The sequence below is a fragment of the Corallococcus sp. M7 genome, from assembly GCF_054512695.1.
In genome coordinates, this window is sequence record NZ_CM137252.1 from 7,556,661 (window position 1) to 7,576,200 (window position 19,540).

At 70.3% G+C, this 19,540-nt stretch carries 19 protein-coding genes; 7 read left to right on the forward strand and 12 right to left on the reverse strand.

Features of this window, described 5'->3' with window-relative positions; genetic code table 11:
* Positions 1–61 precede the first annotated feature (61 nt).
* Positions 62–1,528 carry a hypothetical protein gene (locus tag ACX114_RS30185; RefSeq protein WP_459290231.1) on the forward strand — a complete coding sequence of 489 codons (1,467 nt, stop codon included), beginning with the start codon at positions 62–64 and terminating at the stop codon, positions 1,526–1,528.
* On the opposite strand, the gene ACX114_RS30190 is transcribed toward ACX114_RS30185, so the two are convergent.
* A complete protein-coding gene (locus tag ACX114_RS30190; protein WP_459290233.1) occupies positions 1,515–2,543 on the reverse strand; it encodes a nucleotidyltransferase family protein in 1,029 nt (342 codons plus the stop codon). The genes ACX114_RS30185 and ACX114_RS30190 overlap by 14 nt on opposite strands.
* A 4-nt stretch (positions 2,544–2,547) precedes the next feature.
* Entirely contained in the window at positions 2,548–3,588 is a 1,041-nt protein-coding gene (locus ACX114_RS30195) for an aminoglycoside phosphotransferase family protein (RefSeq protein WP_459290235.1), read from the reverse strand.
* Between the two features lie 259 nt (positions 3,589–3,847).
* Between ACX114_RS30195 and ACX114_RS30200 the strand changes: the two genes are divergently transcribed.
* Entirely contained in the window at positions 3,848–5,215 is a 1,368-nt protein-coding gene (locus tag ACX114_RS30200) for a pyridoxal-phosphate dependent enzyme (RefSeq protein ID WP_120551737.1), read from the forward strand.
* Positions 5,216–5,314: 99 nt separating this feature from the next.
* Here the strand turns inward: ACX114_RS30200 and ACX114_RS30205 are convergent, their stop codons facing one another.
* The 3 genes from ACX114_RS30205 to ACX114_RS30215 all read right to left on the reverse strand — a co-directional run bounded on the left by ACX114_RS30205 (position 5,315) and on the right by ACX114_RS30215 (position 6,728).
* On the reverse strand, positions 5,315–5,716 hold the full coding sequence (locus tag ACX114_RS30205; RefSeq protein ID WP_459290237.1) for a hypothetical protein: 402 nt from the start codon (positions 5,714–5,716) through the stop codon (positions 5,315–5,317).
* Positions 5,717–5,719: 3 nt separating this feature from the next.
* The gene (locus ACX114_RS30210; RefSeq protein WP_206790495.1) at positions 5,720–6,118 is read right to left on the reverse strand and encodes a hypothetical protein; all 399 of its coding nucleotides are present in this window, start codon (positions 6,116–6,118) and stop codon (positions 5,720–5,722) included.
* 151 nt (positions 6,119–6,269) lie between these two features.
* Positions 6,270–6,728: a hypothetical protein gene (locus ACX114_RS30215; RefSeq protein WP_459290239.1), complete on the reverse strand. Its 459-nt coding sequence runs from the start codon at positions 6,726–6,728 to the stop codon at positions 6,270–6,272.
* A 52-nt stretch (positions 6,729–6,780) separates the two neighbouring features.
* On the opposite strand from ACX114_RS30215, the gene ACX114_RS30220 reads away from it, so the two are divergent.
* Complete coding sequence (locus tag ACX114_RS30220) at positions 6,781–7,377, forward strand: FHA domain-containing protein (RefSeq protein ID WP_459290241.1); 597 nt, start codon at positions 6,781–6,783, stop codon at positions 7,375–7,377.
* A gap of 4 nt (positions 7,378–7,381) precedes the next feature.
* On the opposite strand, the gene ACX114_RS30225 is transcribed toward ACX114_RS30220, so the two are convergent.
* The 4 genes from ACX114_RS30225 to ACX114_RS30240 all read right to left on the reverse strand — a co-directional run bounded on the left by ACX114_RS30225 (position 7,382) and on the right by ACX114_RS30240 (position 11,781).
* A complete protein-coding gene (locus ACX114_RS30225; protein WP_459290243.1) occupies positions 7,382–7,831 on the reverse strand; it encodes a MaoC family dehydratase in 450 nt (149 codons plus the stop codon).
* A 74-nt stretch (positions 7,832–7,905) separates the two neighbouring features.
* Positions 7,906–9,735: a discoidin domain-containing protein gene (locus ACX114_RS30230; RefSeq protein WP_459290245.1), complete on the reverse strand. Its 1,830-nt coding sequence runs from the start codon at positions 9,733–9,735 to the stop codon at positions 7,906–7,908.
* An 88-nt stretch (positions 9,736–9,823) separates the two neighbouring features.
* Positions 9,824–10,969 carry a cystathionine gamma-synthase gene (locus ACX114_RS30235; RefSeq protein ID WP_459290247.1) on the reverse strand — a complete coding sequence of 382 codons (1,146 nt, stop codon included), beginning with the start codon at positions 10,967–10,969 and terminating at the stop codon, positions 9,824–9,826.
* Positions 10,970–11,019: 50 nt separating this feature from the next.
* A complete protein-coding gene (locus tag ACX114_RS30240; RefSeq protein ID WP_459290249.1) occupies positions 11,020–11,781 on the reverse strand; it encodes a crotonase/enoyl-CoA hydratase family protein in 762 nt (253 codons plus the stop codon).
* Between the two features lie 51 nt (positions 11,782–11,832).
* On the opposite strand from ACX114_RS30240, the gene ACX114_RS30245 reads away from it, so the two are divergent.
* Complete coding sequence (locus ACX114_RS30245; protein WP_459290251.1) at positions 11,833–12,819, forward strand: class I SAM-dependent methyltransferase; 987 nt, start codon at positions 11,833–11,835, stop codon at positions 12,817–12,819.
* 17 nt (positions 12,820–12,836) lie between these two features.
* Here ACX114_RS30245 and ACX114_RS30250 read toward each other — a convergent pair whose 3' ends face one another.
* Positions 12,837–14,051: a hypothetical protein gene (locus ACX114_RS30250; RefSeq protein WP_459290253.1), complete on the reverse strand. Its 1,215-nt coding sequence runs from the start codon at positions 14,049–14,051 to the stop codon at positions 12,837–12,839.
* Positions 14,052–14,318: 267 nt separating this feature from the next.
* Between ACX114_RS30250 and ACX114_RS30255 the strand changes: the two genes are divergently transcribed.
* Positions 14,319–14,963 carry an RNA polymerase sigma factor gene (locus ACX114_RS30255; protein ID WP_459290255.1) on the forward strand — a complete coding sequence of 215 codons (645 nt, stop codon included), beginning with the start codon at positions 14,319–14,321 and terminating at the stop codon, positions 14,961–14,963.
* Positions 14,950–16,974 (forward strand): FecR domain-containing protein, encoded by a 2,025-nt coding sequence (locus tag ACX114_RS30260; RefSeq protein WP_459290257.1) that lies wholly within the window; start codon positions 14,950–14,952, stop codon positions 16,972–16,974. The genes ACX114_RS30255 and ACX114_RS30260 overlap by 14 nt, the downstream gene beginning before the upstream one ends.
* On the opposite strand, the gene ACX114_RS30265 is transcribed toward ACX114_RS30260, so the two are convergent.
* A complete protein-coding gene (locus tag ACX114_RS30265; protein ID WP_459290259.1) occupies positions 16,946–17,506 on the reverse strand; it encodes an FxsA family protein in 561 nt (186 codons plus the stop codon). The two genes, ACX114_RS30260 and ACX114_RS30265, sit on opposite strands and share 29 nt — an antisense overlap.
* A gap of 91 nt (positions 17,507–17,597) precedes the next feature.
* On the reverse strand, positions 17,598–18,098 hold the full coding sequence (locus ACX114_RS30270) for a hypothetical protein (RefSeq protein ID WP_459290261.1): 501 nt from the start codon (positions 18,096–18,098) through the stop codon (positions 17,598–17,600).
* Between the two features lie 110 nt (positions 18,099–18,208).
* Between ACX114_RS30270 and ACX114_RS30275 the strand changes: the two genes are divergently transcribed.
* Positions 18,209–19,522, forward strand: a complete 1,314-nt coding sequence (locus tag ACX114_RS30275) for a class I SAM-dependent rRNA methyltransferase (protein WP_459290263.1) — start codon at positions 18,209–18,211, stop codon at positions 19,520–19,522.
* The last annotated feature ends 18 nt before the right edge of the window (positions 19,523–19,540 follow it).

Sequence of the window (19,540 nt, forward strand, 5' to 3'; positions counted from 1 at the left end):
CCGGACGCGTGAAGGCCCGTGCTCCCCGAAGGAGCGCGGGCCTTCGTCTTGAGGAATCCCCATGTCCTGGCACCTGCTGACCGGCCTGCTGCTGATGGCGGCCCCGCCTGACTTCTCCCTCCCCCTGGGAGGCCCGGGCGAGAACGCCCCCGCGTCAGTCGCGACGCTCGTCTCGGATGGACAGCAGCTGGTGCTGGACGTGGACGTGGTGGACACGACGCCGTCGGCCGCGACGGACGACGTGCACTCGGACCACGTGGAGGTGTGGTTCGGGCTGGAGGCGCCCGACGCGCTGATGCCTTCCCGCGTCGTCACCACGTCCCCCAAGGGGAAGCTCTTCACGGTGAGCGGCAAGGACGACCCGAAGGCGCTCGAGGCCATCATCCGCGGTGAGGTGCCGGCGGACAAAGGCTGCGAGGAGGATCAGCGGGCCGTGCGCGAGCAGCTGGGCACGGCGCCCAAGCGGACGCGGGTGCTGCTGGGGCTCGCGCACCTGGGCTTCTTTCCGGACGGCCGGCCCCCCGTGCTCTACGACGTGGAGCGCTACCCGGGCCTGTCCCCGGCCCTGGGCGAAGGCGACGTGCGCTACGAAGCGCTGCGGACGGCCACGGGCTACCACGTGCGCGCGGTGCTCCAGCCCGGGGCGCTGCTGTTCGTCCCGAAGGACGGCGTGCGCACGTTGCGCGTCCGGGTGGACGCCATCGACGCGGGCGCCGAGGGCACGAAGGAGACGCTGCGCTCCACGCACCCTGCCCCGAAGTGGGGCGACGCGCAGACGCTGCGGACCGTGAAGCTCGCGAAGCCGCTCACGATGAAGCTGGTGGAGGGCCTTCCGGAGCTGGGGCAGCCCCTGCCCAAGGCGCCCGGCGCGAAGCAGGCGTTTGATGCGCTGCCGCCCTACTTCCTGCGCACGGGGGAGACGTGGACCGGCGTGCGGGTGCTCAGCGAGGCCCCCTGGAGCAACATGGTGCGGACCTGCTCCGAGTCGCTCGATGACGTCACCGGATACCGTCCTCAAGCCAGCGTCTTCGGTCCGCCCACCCCGTTCGTGGGCGGTGGCACCGCGAGCATCCCGTTGCGGACCCCGGGCGCCCCGCCGACGACGCTGTACCTCTCCCGGGCTCCGGGCGACCTGCGCGCCGTGATGTCCAGCACGGTGGTGGAGACGTTCCGGTTCAAGGACGGCACGCCGGGACTCGTGGAGCGGAGCGATGACCCCATGTATGGCCGCTACACGGACGGCCCCTGCGGCGGCGCGACCGTCGTCACGGTGCGGCTCGTGCGCCTGGAGAAGCAGGGGCCGAAGCGGACCGTCCTGCTGACCTGGGACGACTGCGGCAGCCCCATCCTGGATGGAGCCGGGCACGTCGTGGCGCAATACCCGGAGAGCGCCGACGAGGACACCACCCCGAAGCTCCACTGGGCCACGCCGGGTCAGAAGCTGCGCGTGACGTTCGGCTCCCTCCTCACGCTCGAAGCCACCTGGAGACCTGATGGCTCCGGCGTGAAGGTCCTCAGCGCCCCGTGAGCGGCGCGGGCACCCGGTGCGGGCCCCACGCGAGCACTTCAGTCAGCGCCTCACCCGGGGACACCTGCGTCTCCTCGAACACGGCGCAGCGCTCCAGCCGCGCGCCCTGCCCCACCCGCGCTCCCGGGCCCACCGACACGCCCGGGCCCACGGTGGCGCCTGCGTCCACCACCGCGCCCGCGCCCACGTACGCGGGCCCGCGCACCGTCCCCGCGACGCGGGCCTCCGGGTGCACCCAGGCTCCGTCCGCCCCGGCCTTCAGCCCGTGCAGCGGCGAGTCCTTCCCCAGCGCCTGCAACGGCACGCGCCCTTCGAGCACGTCCCGCACCGTGGCCAGGTAGCGCGACGGCATGCCCAGGTCGGACCAGTACGCGTCCACCGCGTGGCCCCGCACCTGGAGCCCCGCCTGCATCACCCGCACGTAGACCTCGCGGTTGATGTCCTCGGGGCCTTCCGCCGTCATGAAGTCGAACACGCTGGGGGACATCACGTGCACGCCCGTGAAGTGCCACGGGCGCAGGCCGTCGCCTCCCGGGCCGTACCCCGCGATGCGGCGCACCTGCCCGCCCGCGTCCGCCTCCACCGCCGCGTACTTCTCCCCTTCCGGCATGGGCAGGAGCACCATCGTCGCCACCGCGCCGGACTCACGGTGCGCCACGACCACGGGCTTCAGGTCCACCGGGAAGAGGATGTCCCCGTTGAACACGAGGAAGTCCTCGCCGGAGAGGAAGTCTCGCAGGCCGCGGATGCCTCCGCCCGTGCCCTGGATGACGGGCTCGTGCACCACGTGCAGCGGCAGCCCCGCGCGCTCGCACTCCGCGCGGGCCACCGCCGCCATCGTGTCCGGCAGGTGGTGCGTGTTGATGCCCACCTCCGTCACCCCCGCGGCCTTCAACACCGCCAGGTGGTAGCGCAAGAGCGGCTGGCCAAGAAACGGCATGGCCGGCTTGGGCCAGCGCTCCGTGAGCGGGCGCAGGCGCGTGCCCAGGCCCGCGCAGAGGACCATCGCTTTCATGGCTTCAGGCCGCCAGCTCGGGCACGTACTTCGCGATGAGCTTCTGCAGCCCCGCCAGCTCCGGCCGGCGCGCGAACGCGGCCTTCACGTAGCGCAGCGACGCGGGGATGGAGACGAGGAAGCCCGGGTTGCCCTTCACGCGGTTGATGAACTCGAAGCGGCCCGCGTCCTTCAGCTTGCGCTGGATGGTGAGCAGGTCGAAGAACGCCTTGAACTCCTTCGCGTCGATCTTCTCCCCGCTCTCCTGCTCGAACGTGGCGATGTAGCGGTCCAGCATCGTGTCCACGAAGTCGCGGTCCAGCTCCACGTAGCTGTCGCGCAGCAGCGCCACCAGGTCGTACTGGCGCGGGCCCTGGAGCGCGTCCTGGAAGTCGATGACGACGAGCTCGCCCTCCTTCACCATGATGTTGCGGCTCTGGTAGTCGCGGTGCGTGAAGCCTCGCGGCGCGGCGGCGAGCGTCTTCGCGATGTCCCGGAACGTGGCGTCCAGTTGGGCGCGCTCCTCGGCCGTGGGCTGCTTGCCGCTCCAGGCCTCCAGGCCCCACTCGCGGAAGTGGTGCAGCTCCCAGTCGTAGAGGTCCTCGTCGAAGGCGCGCGTGAAGGCCAGGCAGTCCGGGTCGCGCTGCTTCTCCGCCTGCACGCGCAGCTTCGCCAGCAGGTCCACCGCGCGCGTGTAGAGCGCCTGATTGTGGCGGCCGCCCTCCAGCGCGGACTCGAAGGTGATGTCGCTCAGGTCCTCCAGCACCATGATGCCCGCGGGCTCGTCGTAGCGGAGGATGCGCGGCACGCGCACGCCCAGCTTCTCCAGGTAGCGGTGCACGTTGATGAAGGGCAGCTCCTTCGGGGGCTCGCCCTTGGTGGCCTCCTCGCTCTTCTTCGTCGCGTCCGGCGGCATCACCATCAGCACCCAGCTCTCCGGGGCGCTGCCGACGCGGTAGTAGGAGCGGTTGCTCGCGTCGCCCTTCAACTTCTTGATGGGGGCATCGGGGACGGGACGGCCAATGGCCTGTCCCACCTGGTCGCGAAGGGCGGCCTCAAGTTCCATGGGGGGCGGGTGCTCCGGAGGGGGAAGGGAAAGACGCCCGCGAGTATCGGAGGCACGGCGCGGCGGGTCAAAGCCCGCGTGGAGCACTCGCCCGGCGGCCGCCTGCCCTGTCGCCTACGCGACGAGGAGCCCCGGGGCAACACCCACACGGTCGCGGCATCCTGCGTCAGGAAGGGGCCCGCCTTCGGGCATGTTCCCCCTGACAGGGCGGAGCACATATAAGGCCCCGACCCTCACTTTTTTCGGGAAGCCACGCACGATGGACATCCAACAGAACATCCTCACCGCCATTGGCCACACGCCGCTGGTGAAGCTCAACAAGCTCGTCGGTCCGAACGACGCCACCGTGCTCGTGAAGTGCGAGTTCATGAACCCCGGCGCGTCCATCAAGGACCGCATGGCGCTCTACATCATCGAAAAGGCCGAGCGGGAGGGGAAGCTCAAGCCCGGCGGCACCATCGTGGAGAACACGTCCGGCAACACCGGCATGGGCGTGGCGCTGGCCGCGGCGGTGAAGGGCTACAAGTGCATCTTCACCATGCCGGACAAGATGTCCCTGGAGAAGATCAACCGCCTGAAGGCCATGGGCGCCCAGGTCGTCGTCACGCCGACGAACGTTCCGGCCGAAGACCCGCGCAGCTACTACGAGACGTCCAAGCGGCTGGCCAAGGAGACGCCGGGCGCGTTCATGCTGAACCAGTACCACAACCCGGACAACATCGAGGCGCACTACCACACGACGGGTCCGGAGATCTTCCAGCAGACCGAAGGCAAGTTCGACTACTTCGTGTCCGGCCTGGGCACCGGCGGCACCATGAGCGGCGCCGGCAAGTACCTCAAGGAGAAGATCCCCGGCCTGAAGAACATCGGCGTGGATCCGGAGGGCTCCGTCTACGAGGGCTACTTCAAGACGGGCAAGCTCACCGAGCCGCACGTCTACAAGGTCGAGGGCATTGGCGAGGACATGCTCTGCGGCGCCATGGACTTCAAGGTCGTGGACGACGTGCGCCAGGTGGATGACCGCATGTGCTTCAACGCCGCGCGCCGGCTGGCTCGCGAGGAGGGCATCTTCGCGGGTGGCTCGTCCGGCGCGGCCGTGCACGTGGCGGTGCAGCTGGCGAAGGAAGTGGGCAAGGGCAAGACCATCGTGGTCGTCCTGCCGGACTCCGGCAGCAGCTACATCAGCAAGTTCCACTCCGACGAGTGGATGCGCGACAACGGCTTCATGCAGGAGAAGGGCGCCGGCACGGTGCGCGACATCATCGGCGCGAAGCCCCGCGACCTGAAGACGGCCAAGCGCGGTGACCGCGTGGACCGCGTGGTGGAGACCATGCGCAGCCACGGCATCAGCCAGATGCCCGTGGTGTCCGACGACGGCCGCGCCGTGGGCATGGTGCACGAGTACGACCTGCTCAACGCCCTGGTCGCCAACAAGGTGAAGTTCCAGGACGCCATCGACCCCATCGTCGCCCCGCTCCAGGGCGCCGTGTCCGCCGAGGCCAGCATCGACCGGCTGCGTGAAATCTTCGCGCGCGACAACGTGGCCGTGGTGAAGGACGGCGAGACCGTCGTCGCCATCGTCACGAAGATCGACCTCATCGACTACCTGCACCGCACCGCCGCTTAAGGCCGCGGGCGCGAGCGCCTGAAACACCGCGGGCCCGGAAGGAGGAGGACATCCTCCCTTCGGGCCCGTCGTGTTTCCAGAGCGGTACTGCGTGTCGCTTCAGAGCCCTTCGGGGTCCGGCTTCGTCAGGTCCAGGGCCACCATGTGGTAGCCCGGCCCCACGTGCATGAAGCCGAAGCGCTCCGCGCGGTTCTTGATGGCGTCCAGCTGCGAGTAGCCCAGGAGCAGCTTGAAGCCCTGCCTGCGGGCCTCGTCGCGGACGGCGGCGACGATGGCGTTGACCGCTTCGTTGCGGTCCTCCTTGGTCAGCCCGGGCGCGGCAATGATGCCTTCAATCAACGCCACCGAGCTGTCCGTGCGGTACAGGAAGCCCGCCGCCTTGTCCGGCACCACGAAGCCGTACTCCGGCAGCGCGTCCGGCGTCATCGTCTCATCCCACGGCTTGCGCCACAGGTTGAGCAGCTCGTGGTGGACCTTGGGGTCGAAGCGGACGGGCTTCATGGACTAGGAGAGGAACGTGGACATCTTCTGGGCGGCGAGCTCGGTCGCGTTGTTCATGCCCAGGTTGGTGAGCGGGTTGCTCTTGGTGGCCTTGAACAGGTCGCCCACGATGTCGGTGACCTTGCTCTTGCCCTTCGCCAGGTTCAGCGCGCCGGACAGCAGGCTGTTGCCGCCCGCGCCGTCCATCAGGCCGGAGCCCGCGAAGGTCCCCAGCGCGTTCTTGAGCACGCCGCCGCCCGGGATGAGGTCGGTGGCCGCGCCCAGCAGCGCCTGGAGGGGGTTCTTGCCCTGCATCAGGCCGCTGGCGAAACCCATCGCCGCGCCGAGCAGCGGGTTCACCGCCGACACGAACGGCTTGACGATGTCCATCACCTTGCCGAGAGCCTTGCCGATGCCGCCCATGGTCTGATCCTTTTCGGGGAGGACCGCGCGGGCCCTCGAAGTGAGACTGACAGTGGGATTCTCGGAGGGACGCCGGAGAAGTTTCCGGTTCCCGGATTATCCGAGTGACCCACCCCAAAGCCCTGGGATTCCAGGGCCTTGGCGGGACGGCTCAGCCCCGGATGGGGCCCTTCTTGGCCTCCGCCGGATCCACGGCGGCCCCGGGCTTGGGCGCCACGGTCTGGCCGGGCTTGCTGGCGGAGCCCAGCGCGGCGCTGTAGCGCTGCTCGTGGCTCTTGTCGCTGCTGAAGCCGTCGCGCTGCTGGGCGGGGCTGATGACGATCTCCCCGTCGATGATCTTCTGCAGGTGGGTGCCGATCTCCTCCACCGTGGGGATCTTCGGGTCGCGCGCCTTGAGCTCCTCGTCCGGGATGATCTCCAGCTGGGGCGGCTTGTCCGGGTGGATGGCGTAATCGAGGATCTTCTCCACGTACTGCGCGACGGGGATCTTCAGCATCTCCGCCTGCTGCTGGACGTCGGCGTCCGCCAGCAGCTCCGCGCGCACCACTTCCACGGGACGCTTCAGCCGGCTGGGCGCCGGAGGAGGAACGACCTCATTGGTGTTGGACATGGGCTTCTCCTTTGGGGCGTATTGGTAACCCAGGTCAGCCCAGGAACTCAAAATGGCCGCCACGATTCTCGAAGCCCGCTGTGTCGCGTCCTTCACCGTCCGGGTCCGCTTCAGTGACGGAATGGAGGGCGAGGCCAGCCTGGAGCCCTGCCTCTTCGACTGGGACCTCTCGCGCGTCCCCGACCTCACCGCGGACATGCGCGAGTGGCTGCGAGTGCCGGAGAACTTCGCGACGGTCCGCCTGGACGCGGACGTGGGCACGCTCGCGTGGGGAGACGCGCGGCCGTTCCACCCGTCCATCGTGTACTGGCGCGTGGAGCGCTACCGGGTGCCCGTGACGGTGCGGACGAAGGACGGGACGGTGCTCGCGGAGCTGCTGCTCGGCGGCCGGCGCGAGGTCTGGCGGCCGGGGCTCACCGTGGGGAGCGCCCCCGACAATACCGTCGTCGTGGACCGGCCCGGCGTGGCGCCCCACCACGTGAAGGTGACCGTGGGCGGTGGCCACCACCCCTGCTACGTCGTGACGGTGGTGGAGGGCACCACGACCGCCGGGGGCACCACGTCTTCAACGCCCGGCGAGACGTGGCGCGTCCCCATGCGGCAGTCCCTGCTGCTGGAGCTGGGGGACTGCATCGTGCAGGTGGAATGAAGCGTCAGGGCGCCGGCGGGCGGCGGGCGAAGAGGGCGTTGGCCACCTCCGTCATCACCACCTCGCCGTGCTGGTTCACGACCTCCAGGCGCAGCTTGAGCGCGCCGCGGTCCGGCTTGCTCGCGGAGGGCCTCGCCTCCAGCGTCTCGATGCGGATCCGCAGCGCGTCACCGGGGCGCACCGGCTTCTTCCAGCGCAGCTCGTCCAGGCCGGGCGAGCCCATGCCGGCGGCCTGGCCCAGCAGGCCCTCCACCATCAGCTTGTGGCAGATGGCGGCGGTGTGCCACCCGCTGGCGATGATGCCGCCGTAGATGCTCTTGCCGGCGGCGTCCTCGTCGATGTGGAAGGGCTGCGGGTCGAACTGGCGCGCGAACGCGATGATCTCCTCGCGCGTCACCACGTACGGCCCCCGCTCCATGATTTCGCCGACGGGGAAGTCCTCGAAGTAGCGCATGGTGTCCCTTCTGTGGGTGCCGGGCCCGCCGGCGGTTCATTCCGCCCTTCCCTACCCTCCGGCGGGCCTCGCGGCTACTGCGGAAGCGGCTCTTCGGGGTCGGCCACGGACTCCGGCGTGTCCGCGGGCGGCACGGGGCCTCGCCGCACCGGCTCCGCGCGGTCGTCCGTGGGACCCGGCGGCGTGTCGTGCGACTCCTCCGCCGCGGCCTCCTCCGCCTCCAGCGCGCTGGCCTGGACGCCGCGGACCGAAGCCTTGGCCAGCGTCTTCTTGAGGGTCAGCGTGTCGCGCACGGTGTTGCTGGAGGTGATCAACCGCGCGGTGAGCGTGCCGCCGTCCACCGTCACGTCCAGGAAGCCGTAGGCCTGGTTGTCGCGCAGCGCGGTCCACGCGGGCTGGCTGGAGGGGAAGGGACGCAGCGTGGCGCCGCCGCTGCCCACCACGAGGTACGGGATGCCGCGCTGGGTGCTGGAGGCCACGTTGTCGCCGTACATGGGCTTGCTGCGCTCGTAGTCGTGGTCATGGCCGGTGAGCACCAGGTCCACGCCGTACTTCTCGAACAGCGGGCCGAACTGGCGGCGCATGGTGAGCTGCGAGCCGTGCTCACCGCTGGACCACGATGGATGGTGGAAGAAGGCCACCGTCCACGGGCGCGTGTTCGCGGCCAGGTCCGACTCCGCCCACGCCTTCTGCGCCGCGAGCGTGCACCGGTCCGCGGACGCCAGGCCCACCGCGCAGTTGGAGTCCAGGGAGATGAAGTGCACCGGACCCCAGTCGAAGGAGTAGTAGCGCTCGGTGCCCTGCGGGTTGTTGGCCGGCAGGTACATGTTGTCCAGGTAGGGCTGCGCCTGGTTCGTCACGTACTCGTGGTTGCCGGGCGTGGCGAACATGGGCACCTCGCGCAGCAGGCCCGCCATGGGCTTGAAGAGGTGCTCCTGGAACTCCGCGTCCGTGCCGTCCGGGTACGCGTTGTCCCCCAGGGCCAGCAGCAGCTCCGAGCGCCACTGCGGCGTGTTCATCACCGCCATCACCTTCGCCTGCATGCTGCCGCCGGTGCCGAAGTCGCCCATCGCGGTGAAGTGCGCCTTCGTGGCGGAGGACGTCGTGGACGTCTGGAACCCGCGCAGGCCCGTCTTGCTGCCGCAGGCCTCCACCACGTAGCCGTAGGTGCGGCCCGCGGACAGGTTGGACAGCTTCACCGCGTGGCGCGTGCCGGTCACGCCCGCGCTGACGGAGGACGTGAGGTTCGAGCCCTCGCCGTAGCGCACCGTGGGGTTGCAGCTGCTGGCGGTGCGGAAGGCCACGATGGCGGACGTCTGCTTCACGCTCTGCAGGTACGGCAGGCGCGGCAGCGCGGCACCGGAATCAGAGGAGGACGGCGGCGCGCTGGCCGCGCACGCGCGGGCCTCCGCGATGGAGTTCCAGTCGTTCACCGTGTTGCCATTGACGGTGATGCGCACGTAGCGCGCGCTGCGCGAGGAGAACGCCACCGTCTGCGCGGACGTGTTGAGCGCGCTGTCACCCGCGTACGCCTGGGTGAAGGTGCTGCCATCCGTGGAGGTGGAGACGACGAAGTGGTTCTGGCGCTCGTTGCCCCGGTGCCACGCGATGGTGGTGCCCGTGAGCGTCTGCGCCGAGCCCAGGTCCATCTGGAGCCAGACGCCCGTCCCCTGCGCGCTCCAGCGCGTGCCCAGGTCGTCGTCTTGCGTGTTGGCGGGGACGTTGCCGTCGTCACCGCTCGCCGTCACCGTCCTGGTGACGAGCTGATTGCAGTTGGACGCGGAGAGCGACTCCGGCAGCGCGGCCGGAGGAACGTCGGAGTCGGTGGGAGCGGGCGGTGACTCGCAGCCAGCAGCGAGCCACGCGCCCAGGAGGCAGGTGGGGCCAAGCAGTCGGTTACGCATCGCGCCGGAAACGTTGTGTACCAACCAACATTCCCCCTGCCCCGGAGGGCAGGCCTGGCAGGCAGGAGCGCGAGCGAGCGGCTGGGGACTACTTCACGCGGTCGAGCGCGTTCGCGAGGTCGTCGATGAGGTCCTGCGCGTCCTCGATGCCGACGGACAGGCGGATGAAGCCGTCCGCGATGCCCAGCTTCTCCCGCGTCTCCCGGGGGATGGAGGCGTGGGTCATGATGGCCGGGTGCTCGATGAGGGACTCGACGCCGCCCAGGGACTCGGCGCAGGCGAAGACCTTCACCGTCTTGAGGAAGGTGCGCGCCGCCTCCAGGCCGCCGTGGATGTCGAACGTCAGCATGCCGCCGAAGCCGGTCATCTGCTGCTTCGCGAGCGCGTGCTGCGGGTGCGTCTCCAGGCCCGGGTAGGTGACCTTCTTCACCTGCTTGTGCGTGGACAGGTACTGGGCCACCTTCATCGCGTTCTGCGCGTGGCGGTCCATGCGCACGTGCAGCGTCTTCACGCCGCGCAGCACGAGGAAGCTGTCGAAGGCGCCGGACACGCCGCCCACCGCGTTCTGCAGGAAGTACATCCGCTCCGCGATGTCGTCGCGGCTGGTGCAGACGAAGCCGCCCACCACGTCGCTGTGGCCGTTGAGGTACTTCGTCGTGGAGTGCGCCACGACGTCGAAGCCCAGGTTGAGGGGCTTCTGGAAGTACGGCGTCATGAACGTGTTGTCCGCGACGGAGAGGATGCCGCGCTTCTTGGCGACCTCGGCGATGCGCGCCAGGTCGATGAGCTTGAGCATCGGGTTCGTCGGCGTCTCCACCCAGACCATCTTGGTCTTCGGGGTGATGGCCGCCTCGAAGTTCTCCGGCTTGGAGAGGTCCACGAAGGAGAAGTTCAGGCCGGAGCGCTTGAACACCTTGTCGAAGATGCGGAAGGTGCCGCCGTACACGTCGTCGGAGACGATGACGTGGTCACCGGCCTCCAGCATGTGCATCAGCATGTCCGTGCCGGCGAGGCCGGACGCGAACGCGGCGCCGTACTTCGCGCCTTCCAGCGCGGCCAGGCAGTCCTGCAGCGCCTTGCGCGTGGGGTTCTGCGTGCGGCTGTACTCGTAGCCCTTGTGCTCCCCCGGCCCGTCCTGGACGTAGGTGGAGGTCAGGTACACGGGCGTCATGATGGCGCCGGTGGTGGGATCCGGCTCCTGGCCGGCGTGGATGGCGAGCGTGTCGAAGCGCATGGCTTCGCGAACTAACACAGTCCCACCGGCCGTGCAGCGCTCCCGGGGCTCTACTCGAACTGGCCGTGCCGGCCCGCACCCTTCGCGAAGCGCGTAGCCCCGGGGATGGACTCCGACTGGAGCACCTTCACCCCGCCCTCGAACTCCTGGCGCATCGCGTCTTCGAAGGCCAGGTCACCCTGGGCGTAGGCGGAGGCCCGGTCCGCGTTCATGCAGGCCTGGGGGAAGGCGGCGATTTGAGCGGCCAGCGCCTCCGCGGCGCTCCGGGCCTCGCCCTTCGGCACCACGCGGTTGACCAGGCCCATGCCCAGCGCCTCACCCGACGACACGGGGCGGCCGGTGAGGATGAGGTCCAGCGCGCGCGACAGGCCAATCAGCCGGGGCAGGCGCACGGTGCCCCCGTCGATGAGGGGCACACCCCAGCGGCGGCAGAAGACGCCCAGCACCGCGTCCTCCTCCGCCACGCGCAGGTCGCACCACAGCGCCAGCTCCAGGCCACCCGCCACCGCGTGGCCACTGATGGCCGCCACGACGGGCTTGGACAGGCGCATGCGCGAAGGCCCCATGGGCCCGTCCCCGTCCGGCTCCAGCCGCGGCAGGCGCCCTTCCGACACGGCCTTCAGGTCCGCGCCCGCGCAGAAGGTGCCCGCGTCGCCGTACAGCACGCCCACCTTCGCGTCGGGGTCCGCGTCGAAGGACCGGAAGGCGTCCGCCAGCTCCCGGGCCGTGTCCGCGTCCACCGCGTTGCGGACCTCCGGCCGGTGGAGGATGACGGTGGTGACGAGGCCGTTCTTCTCGACGCGCACGCTCATGGGGGCTGGTTTTCCCCCGCCCCCGGGGCGGCCTGCAATATGAGGGGAGCCATGTCGGACGAAGGCAACCAGGAGACGCAGGGCGCGGGCATGTTCGAGAACCGCCTGCGCAAGAACGCGAAGCGCCTGCGCAAGTGGGCCCGCGCGCAGGGGCTCACCGCCTTCCGCGTCTATGACCGGGACATCCCCGAGTACCCCTACGCCGTGGACCTCTACGGAGACCACGCCCACGTCGTGGAGTTCCCCCGCCGCAAGGCCCGCGCGAAGGGAGTCTCCGAGGACGCGGAGCGCGACGAGGTGCTCGCCGCCGTCACCGCCGTGCTGGGCGTGCCGCCCGAGCGCACGTCCGTGAAGACGCACACGCCCCAGCCCTGGGGCCGCTCGCAGTACCAACGCGTGGGCCAGGGCAGCGAACGGCTGGTGGTGGAGGAGCAGGGCCTCAAGTTCTGGGTGAACCTGGGCGACTACCTGGACACCGGCCTCTTCATGGACCACCGCAACACCCGCGCCCGCGTGCGCTCGGAGGCCAGGGGGAAGCAGTTCCTCAACCTCTTCGCGTACACCGGCGCGTTCACCGTGTACGCGGCGGCGGGTGGCGCGGCGGGCAGCGTGAGCGTGGACCTGTCCAACACGTACCTGGACTGGGCGGAGGACAACCTGGTCCTCAACGGCCTGGCGGACCCGCGCCACGTGCTCATCCGCGCGGACGCGAAGGCGTGGCTGGAGGACCAGGCGAAGCACGGGGATGAGCGGTTCGATCTCATCGTCTGCGACCCGCCGTCGTTCTCCACGTCGAAGAAGATGTCGGGCACCTTCGACGTGCAGCGCGACCACGTGCGGATGCTGGAACACCTCCGGGCGCTCATGGCCCCCGGAGGCGTCCTCTACTTCTCCACCAACTTCCTGGGCTTCGAACTGAAGGACTCCGCGACCCGGGGCATGGCGCAGGTGGAGGAGCTCACCCCCCGCTCCATCCCCGAGGACTTCCACCGCAAGGAGATCCACCGATGCTGGCGCATGGTGGCCCCCTCGCGGTGAGTTTCAGCCGCTGACGGCTACAGCCAGCAGACGTTGTCCTGGCAGCGCTCGCCGGACGGGCACTCGCAGTTGGCCTGGCAGACCTTGCCGGAGCCGTGGTTCACCGGCTTGCACTGGCCGCTGGTGCAGACCTGGCCCGCCGGGCACTCGCAGTTGGCGCGGCACACGGTGCCGGACGTCCCCGCGTCGTACGACGGCTGCGTCGGGGGCAGCTTGCACTTGCCGCTGGTGCAGACCTCACCGGACGGGCACTCGCAGTTCACCGTGCAGGAGATGTTGCTGCCCGAGCCCGCGTCCGGCACCGGCTGCTTGCAGTAGCCGCCGTTGCACACCTGGCCGGAGGGGCAGTCGCAGTTGGCGAGGCACGCCTGGCCCGGGTCCGGCTGCGGCGACTTGCACTGGCCGCTGGTGCAGACCTGGCCCGCCGGGCACTCGCAGTTGGCCTTGCACTCGCCGCCGGTCGGGATGGGCAGGCAGTAGCCCACCTCGCACTTGGTGTCCGCCGAGCACTCCGTCGTGGAGGAGCACGGGGCGCGGCACTGGCCGTTCACGCAGTCGCGGCCCGTGGGGCACTGGGCCTCCGTGGTGCACGCGTTCGGGTCCGTCTGCGGCTTGTGGCACAGGCCCTGGATGCACACGCCGCCCGGGCCGCACTTGTCGTCGTCGTCGCACTGCTGACGGCACTGGCCGTTGATGCAGTAGTGGTCCGTGCCGCAGTCAGAATTGACCCGGCAGACCGGGGCGCCACCGTCCGTGGTGCCCGCGTCCGGCTTGGTGCCGCCGTCCGTGCCCGCGTCCGGCTTGGTGCCACCGTCCGTGGTGCCCGCGTCCGGCTTCGTGCCGGCGTCCGGCTTGGTGCCGCCGTCCGTGGTGCCCGCGTCCGGCTTCGTGCCGGAGGAGGTGCAGAAGTTGTCCTTGCAGCGGGCGCCCGCGCCACAGTCCGAGTCGCGGTAGCACGACTGGGCGCACCAGCCGTTGATACACATCTGCGTGCCGGGACACTCGCTGGAGAAGACGCAGTTCTGGGAGTCGGAGGTCAGGTCCCAGCAGCTACCGGAGTGACAGTACTGGTTCGAGCCGCAGTCGGACGTGGTGGAGCAGCCGTAGCTGTAATCGTAATCGTCGTCGGGCCAGTAACCGTCGCCATTCGTCTCGAGGATACAACCCGACAACAGGCTTAACAGCGTAAGGAACGGCACGACCAATGTGCCGCGAAGCGTGATGTTCCTCATGAGTGGGGGCTCCAAACGAATGGGATGGGGGTCCGGACCGGCCGCCGGGGGGGTCTCCATCCGATTTCGAGAGCCTTCGACGCAAGAGGCGGCCAGATTGATCAAATCTTTTTGATCTTTTTTTGTCGGTCCGGAGACCTAGGGGCACGGAGGCAGTGTGCTCGTCTGGACCACCGCTACAGACTGGAGGGCGTTCCTGGAAAAGGGTGACGTCCTTCATCGTCGCCCTGAAGGAGAGGCCCGGGTGTTCAGCCGAGGAGCGCGCACGTGGACGGCCACGGTCCCGCCGGAGTCCGGCGTGGACGCGGTGGACGCGCGTGGGCCGGCTTCCGCGGACGAGGCCGCCTGCGGCTCCTGGTCCAGCGGGTCCAGCAGGGGGACCTGACCGCCTTCGAGCAGCTCTACGAGGCCACGAAGCTGGACGCGGCGCGGACCTTGCGCCACCTGGTGGGTAACCGCGTGGAGGTGGATGACCTCCTTCAGGAGACGTACCTGCGGCTGCTGACGGCGGTGAAGGGCTTCCGGGGGGAGTCCCGCTTCAAGACGTTCCTCTACCGGGTGTGCGCCAACGTGGCGCTCAGCCATCTGAGGTGGAAGCGGCGCCGGCCGGAGGACCCCTTCGCGGAGCCGCCGGAGATGGTGGCGACGGGGGAGGACCCGGAGCGCGCCGCGGAGCGTCGTCAGGCGGCCCGGTTGGTGGAGGCGGCGCTGGAGAAGCTCAAGCCCAAGAAGCGCATCGTCTTCGTCTACGCCGAGCTGTGCGGCATGAGCCCGGACGAGATCGCCGTCGCCGTGGGAAGCTCTCCCAACACCGTGCGCAGCCGCCTGCACCACGCGAGATTGGAGTTCACCGAGGCCATGCAGCGTCTGGTCGCCGAACGGCCGGTGGGAGGTTCCCATGGCCGGTCATGAGACACAGGCCCTGTGGGCGCTGGCCGCCGGGGAGCTGGATGCCACCGGCAAGGCCCGCGTGGAGGCACACCTGGCGGAGTGCGCCGCGTGCTCGGTGGAGTGGAAGCGCGTGGTGGAGGCCCGGGCGCTGTTGCACACGGCGCGCTCGGTGGAGCCGTCCGTGCGGTGGGAGGAGACGGGGGCGAAGCTGAAGGCGGCCGCGGCGAAGCGGATGGCGGTGCCCGAGCGGCGGTTCCTGTCGCCGTGGGCGATGACGCTCGCGGGGGCCTGCGCTGTCGCGCTGGTGGTGTGGTTGGGTGGGGCGCGGTGGAGGACTGCGACGCAGGGGCCGGACTCCACGGTCGCGACGAACCAGGGCGCTGGAGCTTCTGGCGAGCGGACCGCGCCCACGGCCCCCACGAAGGAAGCGGCATCCCCTTCGGCTCCCGGGAAGCAGGAGGCGGTCGCGGCGCTTTCGGAGGCTGCATCCACCACGGAGGCGGAGCGCGTCACCGGCGCGGTGGTGCGCGAGGCCACGGGTGTGGAGCATGCGCTGGCGGCCGGGATGCGGCTGCGCTCGGGCATGGCGGTGCGGACGCCTCCGAAGGCGTCGGCCGTGCTGCGGCTTCCGGATGAGAGCCGCGTGCGTCTGTCGGCGGGCTCGGACGTGGTGTTCGCCCGCGCGGAGTCGAACGCCGTGCACCTGACCGTCCAGCAGGGACGGCTGTCCGTGAATGCCTCGCATGCGCGGCGCGACGCGTTCCTCGTGGAGTCCGCGGGCCTGCGGGTGTCCGTCGTGGGGACGGTGTTCTCGGTGGAGCGCACGGCGGCCGGGGCCGCGGTGGCGGTGCTCGAGGGGCGCGTGCGCGTGGACGCGGAGGGACAGCCTCCGCGCTTCGTGGACGCGGGCGAGCGCGTGGAGCTCGCGGGCACGGGTGAAGCGTTGAAGCCTCGCGCGCTCTCCGCTGGAGATAGGCAGGCGTTCCGGGACCTGCGAGCCGCGGAGCCTTCCGCTGCCGTCGCGAGCGTCGTGCCCGCGAAGAACGGACCGTCGCGTGTCGAAGAGAGCCCGTCCGTCGCCAACCGTGACACGCCCGCGGCTGGCACCCCGTCCGTGAAGAACAAGGCTGCGCAGTCGCAGGCCGTTGCCCAGAAGGCGCCCAACGCGCCGGCTCCTGGCACCTCGCCCGTGACGAACAACGCCGAGCAGTCGCAGGCCGTCGCGCAGAAGACGCCCAACGCCCCGGCTTCCGGTACCTCGCCCGTGACGAACAACGCCGAGCAGTCGCAGGCCGTTGCCCAGAAGGCGCCTGAGGCTCCCGTTCCCGGCGCGCCGTCTGAGGCCGTCGCGCAGCAGACGCCCGAGGCGCCTCGCACCGTCGTTGCCCAGGCTCCTTCGGTGCCCGCTCAGGGGGAGGCCCTGGCCCAGGCGCAGGTTCCCAACACGGAGATTCCGCGGGCCGTGCCTTCACGCGAGCCCACCCCGTCCGATGACTTCGCGCCCTACCCTGGCGCTTCGGCGGGTTCGCTCGCGTCCTCCGCGCCGGTGCCGGGCACCGTGCAGGCTCCCTCCGTGGCTCCGGCCACGCCCTCGGAGCCGCGCAAGCGCAAGACGCTGGGCGGGCTCGTTCCGGGCGGACTGCTGTCGGACGACTCCGATGAGCGCTTCCTCGGCTACGCCAAGGTCCAGACCGCCGGCACCACGTGCGGGCAGTTCCTCGTGGGCCTGAGCGAGATCGCCGCCGCCAGCCCTCGCACGAGCCACCGGGAACAGGCCCGCATCCTGCGCGGCCGATGCTTCAACAAGCAGCACCTGCCCGCGGACGCGGAGGACGAGTTCCGCCAGTACCTCCGCGAGTTCCCCAACGGCCACTACGCCACCGAGGCCCGCATCGCCCTGGGCATGTCTCCCGAGCCCGAGCCCGGCGCCTCTCCGAAGGCCCCCGCGCCCATGCCCCCTCCCGTGACACCGCGCTGGAACGGCTCGCCCCAGCGCGTGCCCGTCAGCCCCGGGGTTCCTCGTCGCTGGTGAACTCCGCGTCCACCTCGCCCCCTTCGCTCCGGGGGCGGCGGAAGGCAGTGGGCCCTTCTTCCGAAGGCTCCACCTTCGCGGCCGTCTCCTGCGGGTCGAAGCGCCGCGCGTCCTGGAACGGATCCTCGCCCGGAATGGGCCCGACCTGCGTGAAGCGCACCGTGCCCGACCGCAGCGTCTGCTCCAGCGAGCGCCGCACCCGCGCCGTCACCACGCGGCGCACCGGCGGCACCATCAGCAAGAGCCCCATCACGTCCGAGATGAACCCCGGCGCGATGAGCAGCGCGCCCCCCACCATCACCAGCACGCCGTTGAGCAGGCCCTCCTCGGGCACGCCACCACCGGCCATGGCCTCGCGCCAGTTGCGGAACACCTTCTCACCCTGCCTCCGGGCAATGAGGCTCCCCAAGACGGCGGAGACCGCCAGCAGCCCGAGCGTGGACCCCAACCCGATGTGGTGCCCCAGGGTGATCAGCAGGTACAGCTCCGCCAGGGGCAACAGGATGCAGACGATGACGAGGGCCTTGAGCACGCTGGCACGTTAACGCCAGATTCACTCCAGCGCTCATTGTCGGCCGGACTCGCCGTGCACCCACCCTCCAGGGTCTCCGGCGCCCCCCGGCTCACTCCCCGTTGAGCTTCTCCATCAGGAAGCTCATCACGAAGTAGAGGATGGCGAAGCCGCCCACCGCGAAGAGCACCAGCCGCGACGACAGCGACATGGGCTCGGACGCCAGGCCCCGTCTGTTCACGCGCTCGGCCCGGTCCATCGCCTCCGCCAGGCCGGGGGTGATCTCCATGGGCTTCGCGGTGCGCCGGTAGTGCTCCGTGCGCAGGTACTGCTCGACCACCCGCTCCGTGGAGGAGCCCGTGAGGACCTCCCCCAGCTGCGGGTCGAACAGCCGGAGCTGGGCCTTGTGGGCCAGTCCGGCGGCCTCCGTCAGGGCCTCGCGGATGAGCTCCTCACCGTCCACCAGGGGCACGCGCAGCTCCGCGCCCACCACCCGCTTGCCGTCGCGCAGGGGCAGCACCTCCACGGTGCCTGGCCCCAGGTCCCACTCGCGCACGCCGTCCGGGCGGCCGGTCCCCGGGCGTGCCGCCAGCAGGGCGTCCACCCGTGCCATGTCGAAGGGGGCGCCTGGGGTTCGCGCCTGAAGGACCAACTCGTAACTCACGCGGGTTGCGAGTATACGCCGCGCGGTCGCTCCCGCCTCTTTCCCTCCGAGACGCCTCGATGAAGCCCTCCTCTCCCCCCCGCACCGGCCGGCCCGGCTCCCCTCCCCCCGGACGCGGCGGCAAGCCCGGCCAGCGCCCGGAGAAGCACGGCCAGCGTCCAGAGAAGCCCCGCCCGGACCGCACGTCGCCGGAGCTGGGCCCGGACGGCACGCCCCAGGTGATGCTCCTGCGCCGCGGCTCCGACCGCTGGCTCGCGGGCCCGCCGTGGATCTACCGCGCGGACCTCAACGGCGACCCCGGCCTCCAGGGCGGTGAAGTGGTGCGCGTGGTGGACGGCCGCGGCTGGTTCCTGGGCAAGGCCTTCTATTCGAAGCTCTCCAAGATCTCCCTGCGCTGGCTCACCAACGACGACGTCCCGGTGGACGCGGACTTCTTCCGCCAGCGCCTCCAGTCCGCGGAAAGCCTGCGCAAGCTCGCGCTGCCCGGCGAGACGACGTACCGGCTGGTGCACGGCGAGGCGGACGGCTTGCCCGGGCTCGTGGTGGACCGCTACGGCGACTACCTCAGCGTGCAGTTCCTGGTCCCCGCCATGGAGCAGCGCAAGGCGCTCATCGCGGACCTGCTGGAGGAGCAGTTCCACCCCAAGGGCATCGTCAACCGCTCCGACGTGAGCGTGCGCCACCTGGAGGGCCTCCTCCCGGAGAAGGGCCTCTTGCGCGGCGCGCTGCCGCCGGGCCCCGTGCCCTTCGACGAGGGGCTGGTGCGCATGCGCGCGGACCTCCTGGAGGGGCAGAAGACGGGCGCGTTCCTGGACCAGCGCGAGAACCACGTGATGGCGGCGCAGTACGCCTTCGGCGAGGCCCTGGACTGCTTCAGCTACGTGGGCGGGTTCGCGCTCCAGCTGGCCACGCGCGCGAAGCACGTCACGGCGGTGGAGATTTCGGAGTCCGCCTCCGCGCAGCTGCGCGACAACGCCCAATCCAACAAGCTCTCCAACCTGGAGGTCGTGACGGCCAACGCGTTCGACTTCCTGCGCGACGCGGTGGACGAGGGCAAGCGCTACGACACCATCGTGATTGATCCGCCCTCCTTCGCGAAGAACAAGGACGCCATCCCGGCGGCGGTGCGCGGCTACAAGGAGCTCAACCTGCGCGCCTTCCAGCTCCTGCGCCCCGGCGGCATCCTGGTGACCGCGAGCTGCACGTACCACGTGGATGAGCAGGCCTTCGAGGAGATGCTCGCCTCCGCGGCGGCGGACGCGAAGCGCCGGGTGCAGATCATCGAGCGCCGGGGCGCCGGCCGCGACCACCCCGTCCTCCTCAACCTGCGCGAGACGCGCTACCTCAAATGTTTCGTGCTGCGCATGCTGTGAGATAGGGTAGGACCCATC

Coding starts and splice junctions, on each gene's coding strand:
- ACX114_RS30200 (WP_120551737.1), top strand. CDS start 3,848: ATGGACATCCAACAGAACATCCTCACCGCCATTGGCCACACGCCGCTG.
- ACX114_RS30210 (WP_206790495.1), bottom strand. CDS start 6,118: ATGGGCGGCATCGGCAAGGCTCTCGGCAAGGTGATGGACATCGTCAAG.
- ACX114_RS30235 (WP_459290247.1), bottom strand. CDS start 10,969: ATGCGCTTCGACACGCTCGCCATCCACGCCGGCCAGGAGCCGGATCCC.
- ACX114_RS30270 (WP_459290261.1), bottom strand. CDS start 18,098: ATGGCACGGGTGGACGCCCTGCTGGCGGCACGCCCGGGGACCGGCCGC.
- ACX114_RS30215 (WP_459290239.1), bottom strand. CDS start 6,728: ATGTCCAACACCAATGAGGTCGTTCCTCCTCCGGCGCCCAGCCGGCTG.
- ACX114_RS30250 (WP_459290253.1), bottom strand. CDS start 14,051: ATGAGGAACATCACGCTTCGCGGCACATTGGTCGTGCCGTTCCTTACG.
- ACX114_RS30240 (WP_459290249.1), bottom strand. CDS start 11,781: ATGAGCGTGCGCGTCGAGAAGAACGGCCTCGTCACCACCGTCATCCTC.
- ACX114_RS30230 (WP_459290245.1), bottom strand. CDS start 9,735: ATGCGTAACCGACTGCTTGGCCCCACCTGCCTCCTGGGCGCGTGGCTC.
- ACX114_RS30190 (WP_459290233.1), bottom strand. CDS start 2,543: ATGAAAGCGATGGTCCTCTGCGCGGGCCTGGGCACGCGCCTGCGCCCG.
- ACX114_RS30195 (WP_459290235.1), bottom strand. CDS start 3,588: ATGGAACTTGAGGCCGCCCTTCGCGACCAGGTGGGACAGGCCATTGGC.
- ACX114_RS30185 (WP_459290231.1), top strand. CDS start 62: ATGTCCTGGCACCTGCTGACCGGCCTGCTGCTGATGGCGGCCCCGCCT.
- ACX114_RS30275 (WP_459290263.1), top strand. CDS start 18,209: ATGAAGCCCTCCTCTCCCCCCCGCACCGGCCGGCCCGGCTCCCCTCCC.
- ACX114_RS30225 (WP_459290243.1), bottom strand. CDS start 7,831: ATGCGCTACTTCGAGGACTTCCCCGTCGGCGAAATCATGGAGCGGGGG.
- ACX114_RS30245 (WP_459290251.1), top strand. CDS start 11,833: ATGTCGGACGAAGGCAACCAGGAGACGCAGGGCGCGGGCATGTTCGAG.
- ACX114_RS30220 (WP_459290241.1), top strand. CDS start 6,781: ATGGCCGCCACGATTCTCGAAGCCCGCTGTGTCGCGTCCTTCACCGTC.
- ACX114_RS30205 (WP_459290237.1), bottom strand. CDS start 5,716: ATGAAGCCCGTCCGCTTCGACCCCAAGGTCCACCACGAGCTGCTCAAC.
- ACX114_RS30260 (WP_459290257.1), top strand. CDS start 14,950: ATGGCCGGTCATGAGACACAGGCCCTGTGGGCGCTGGCCGCCGGGGAG.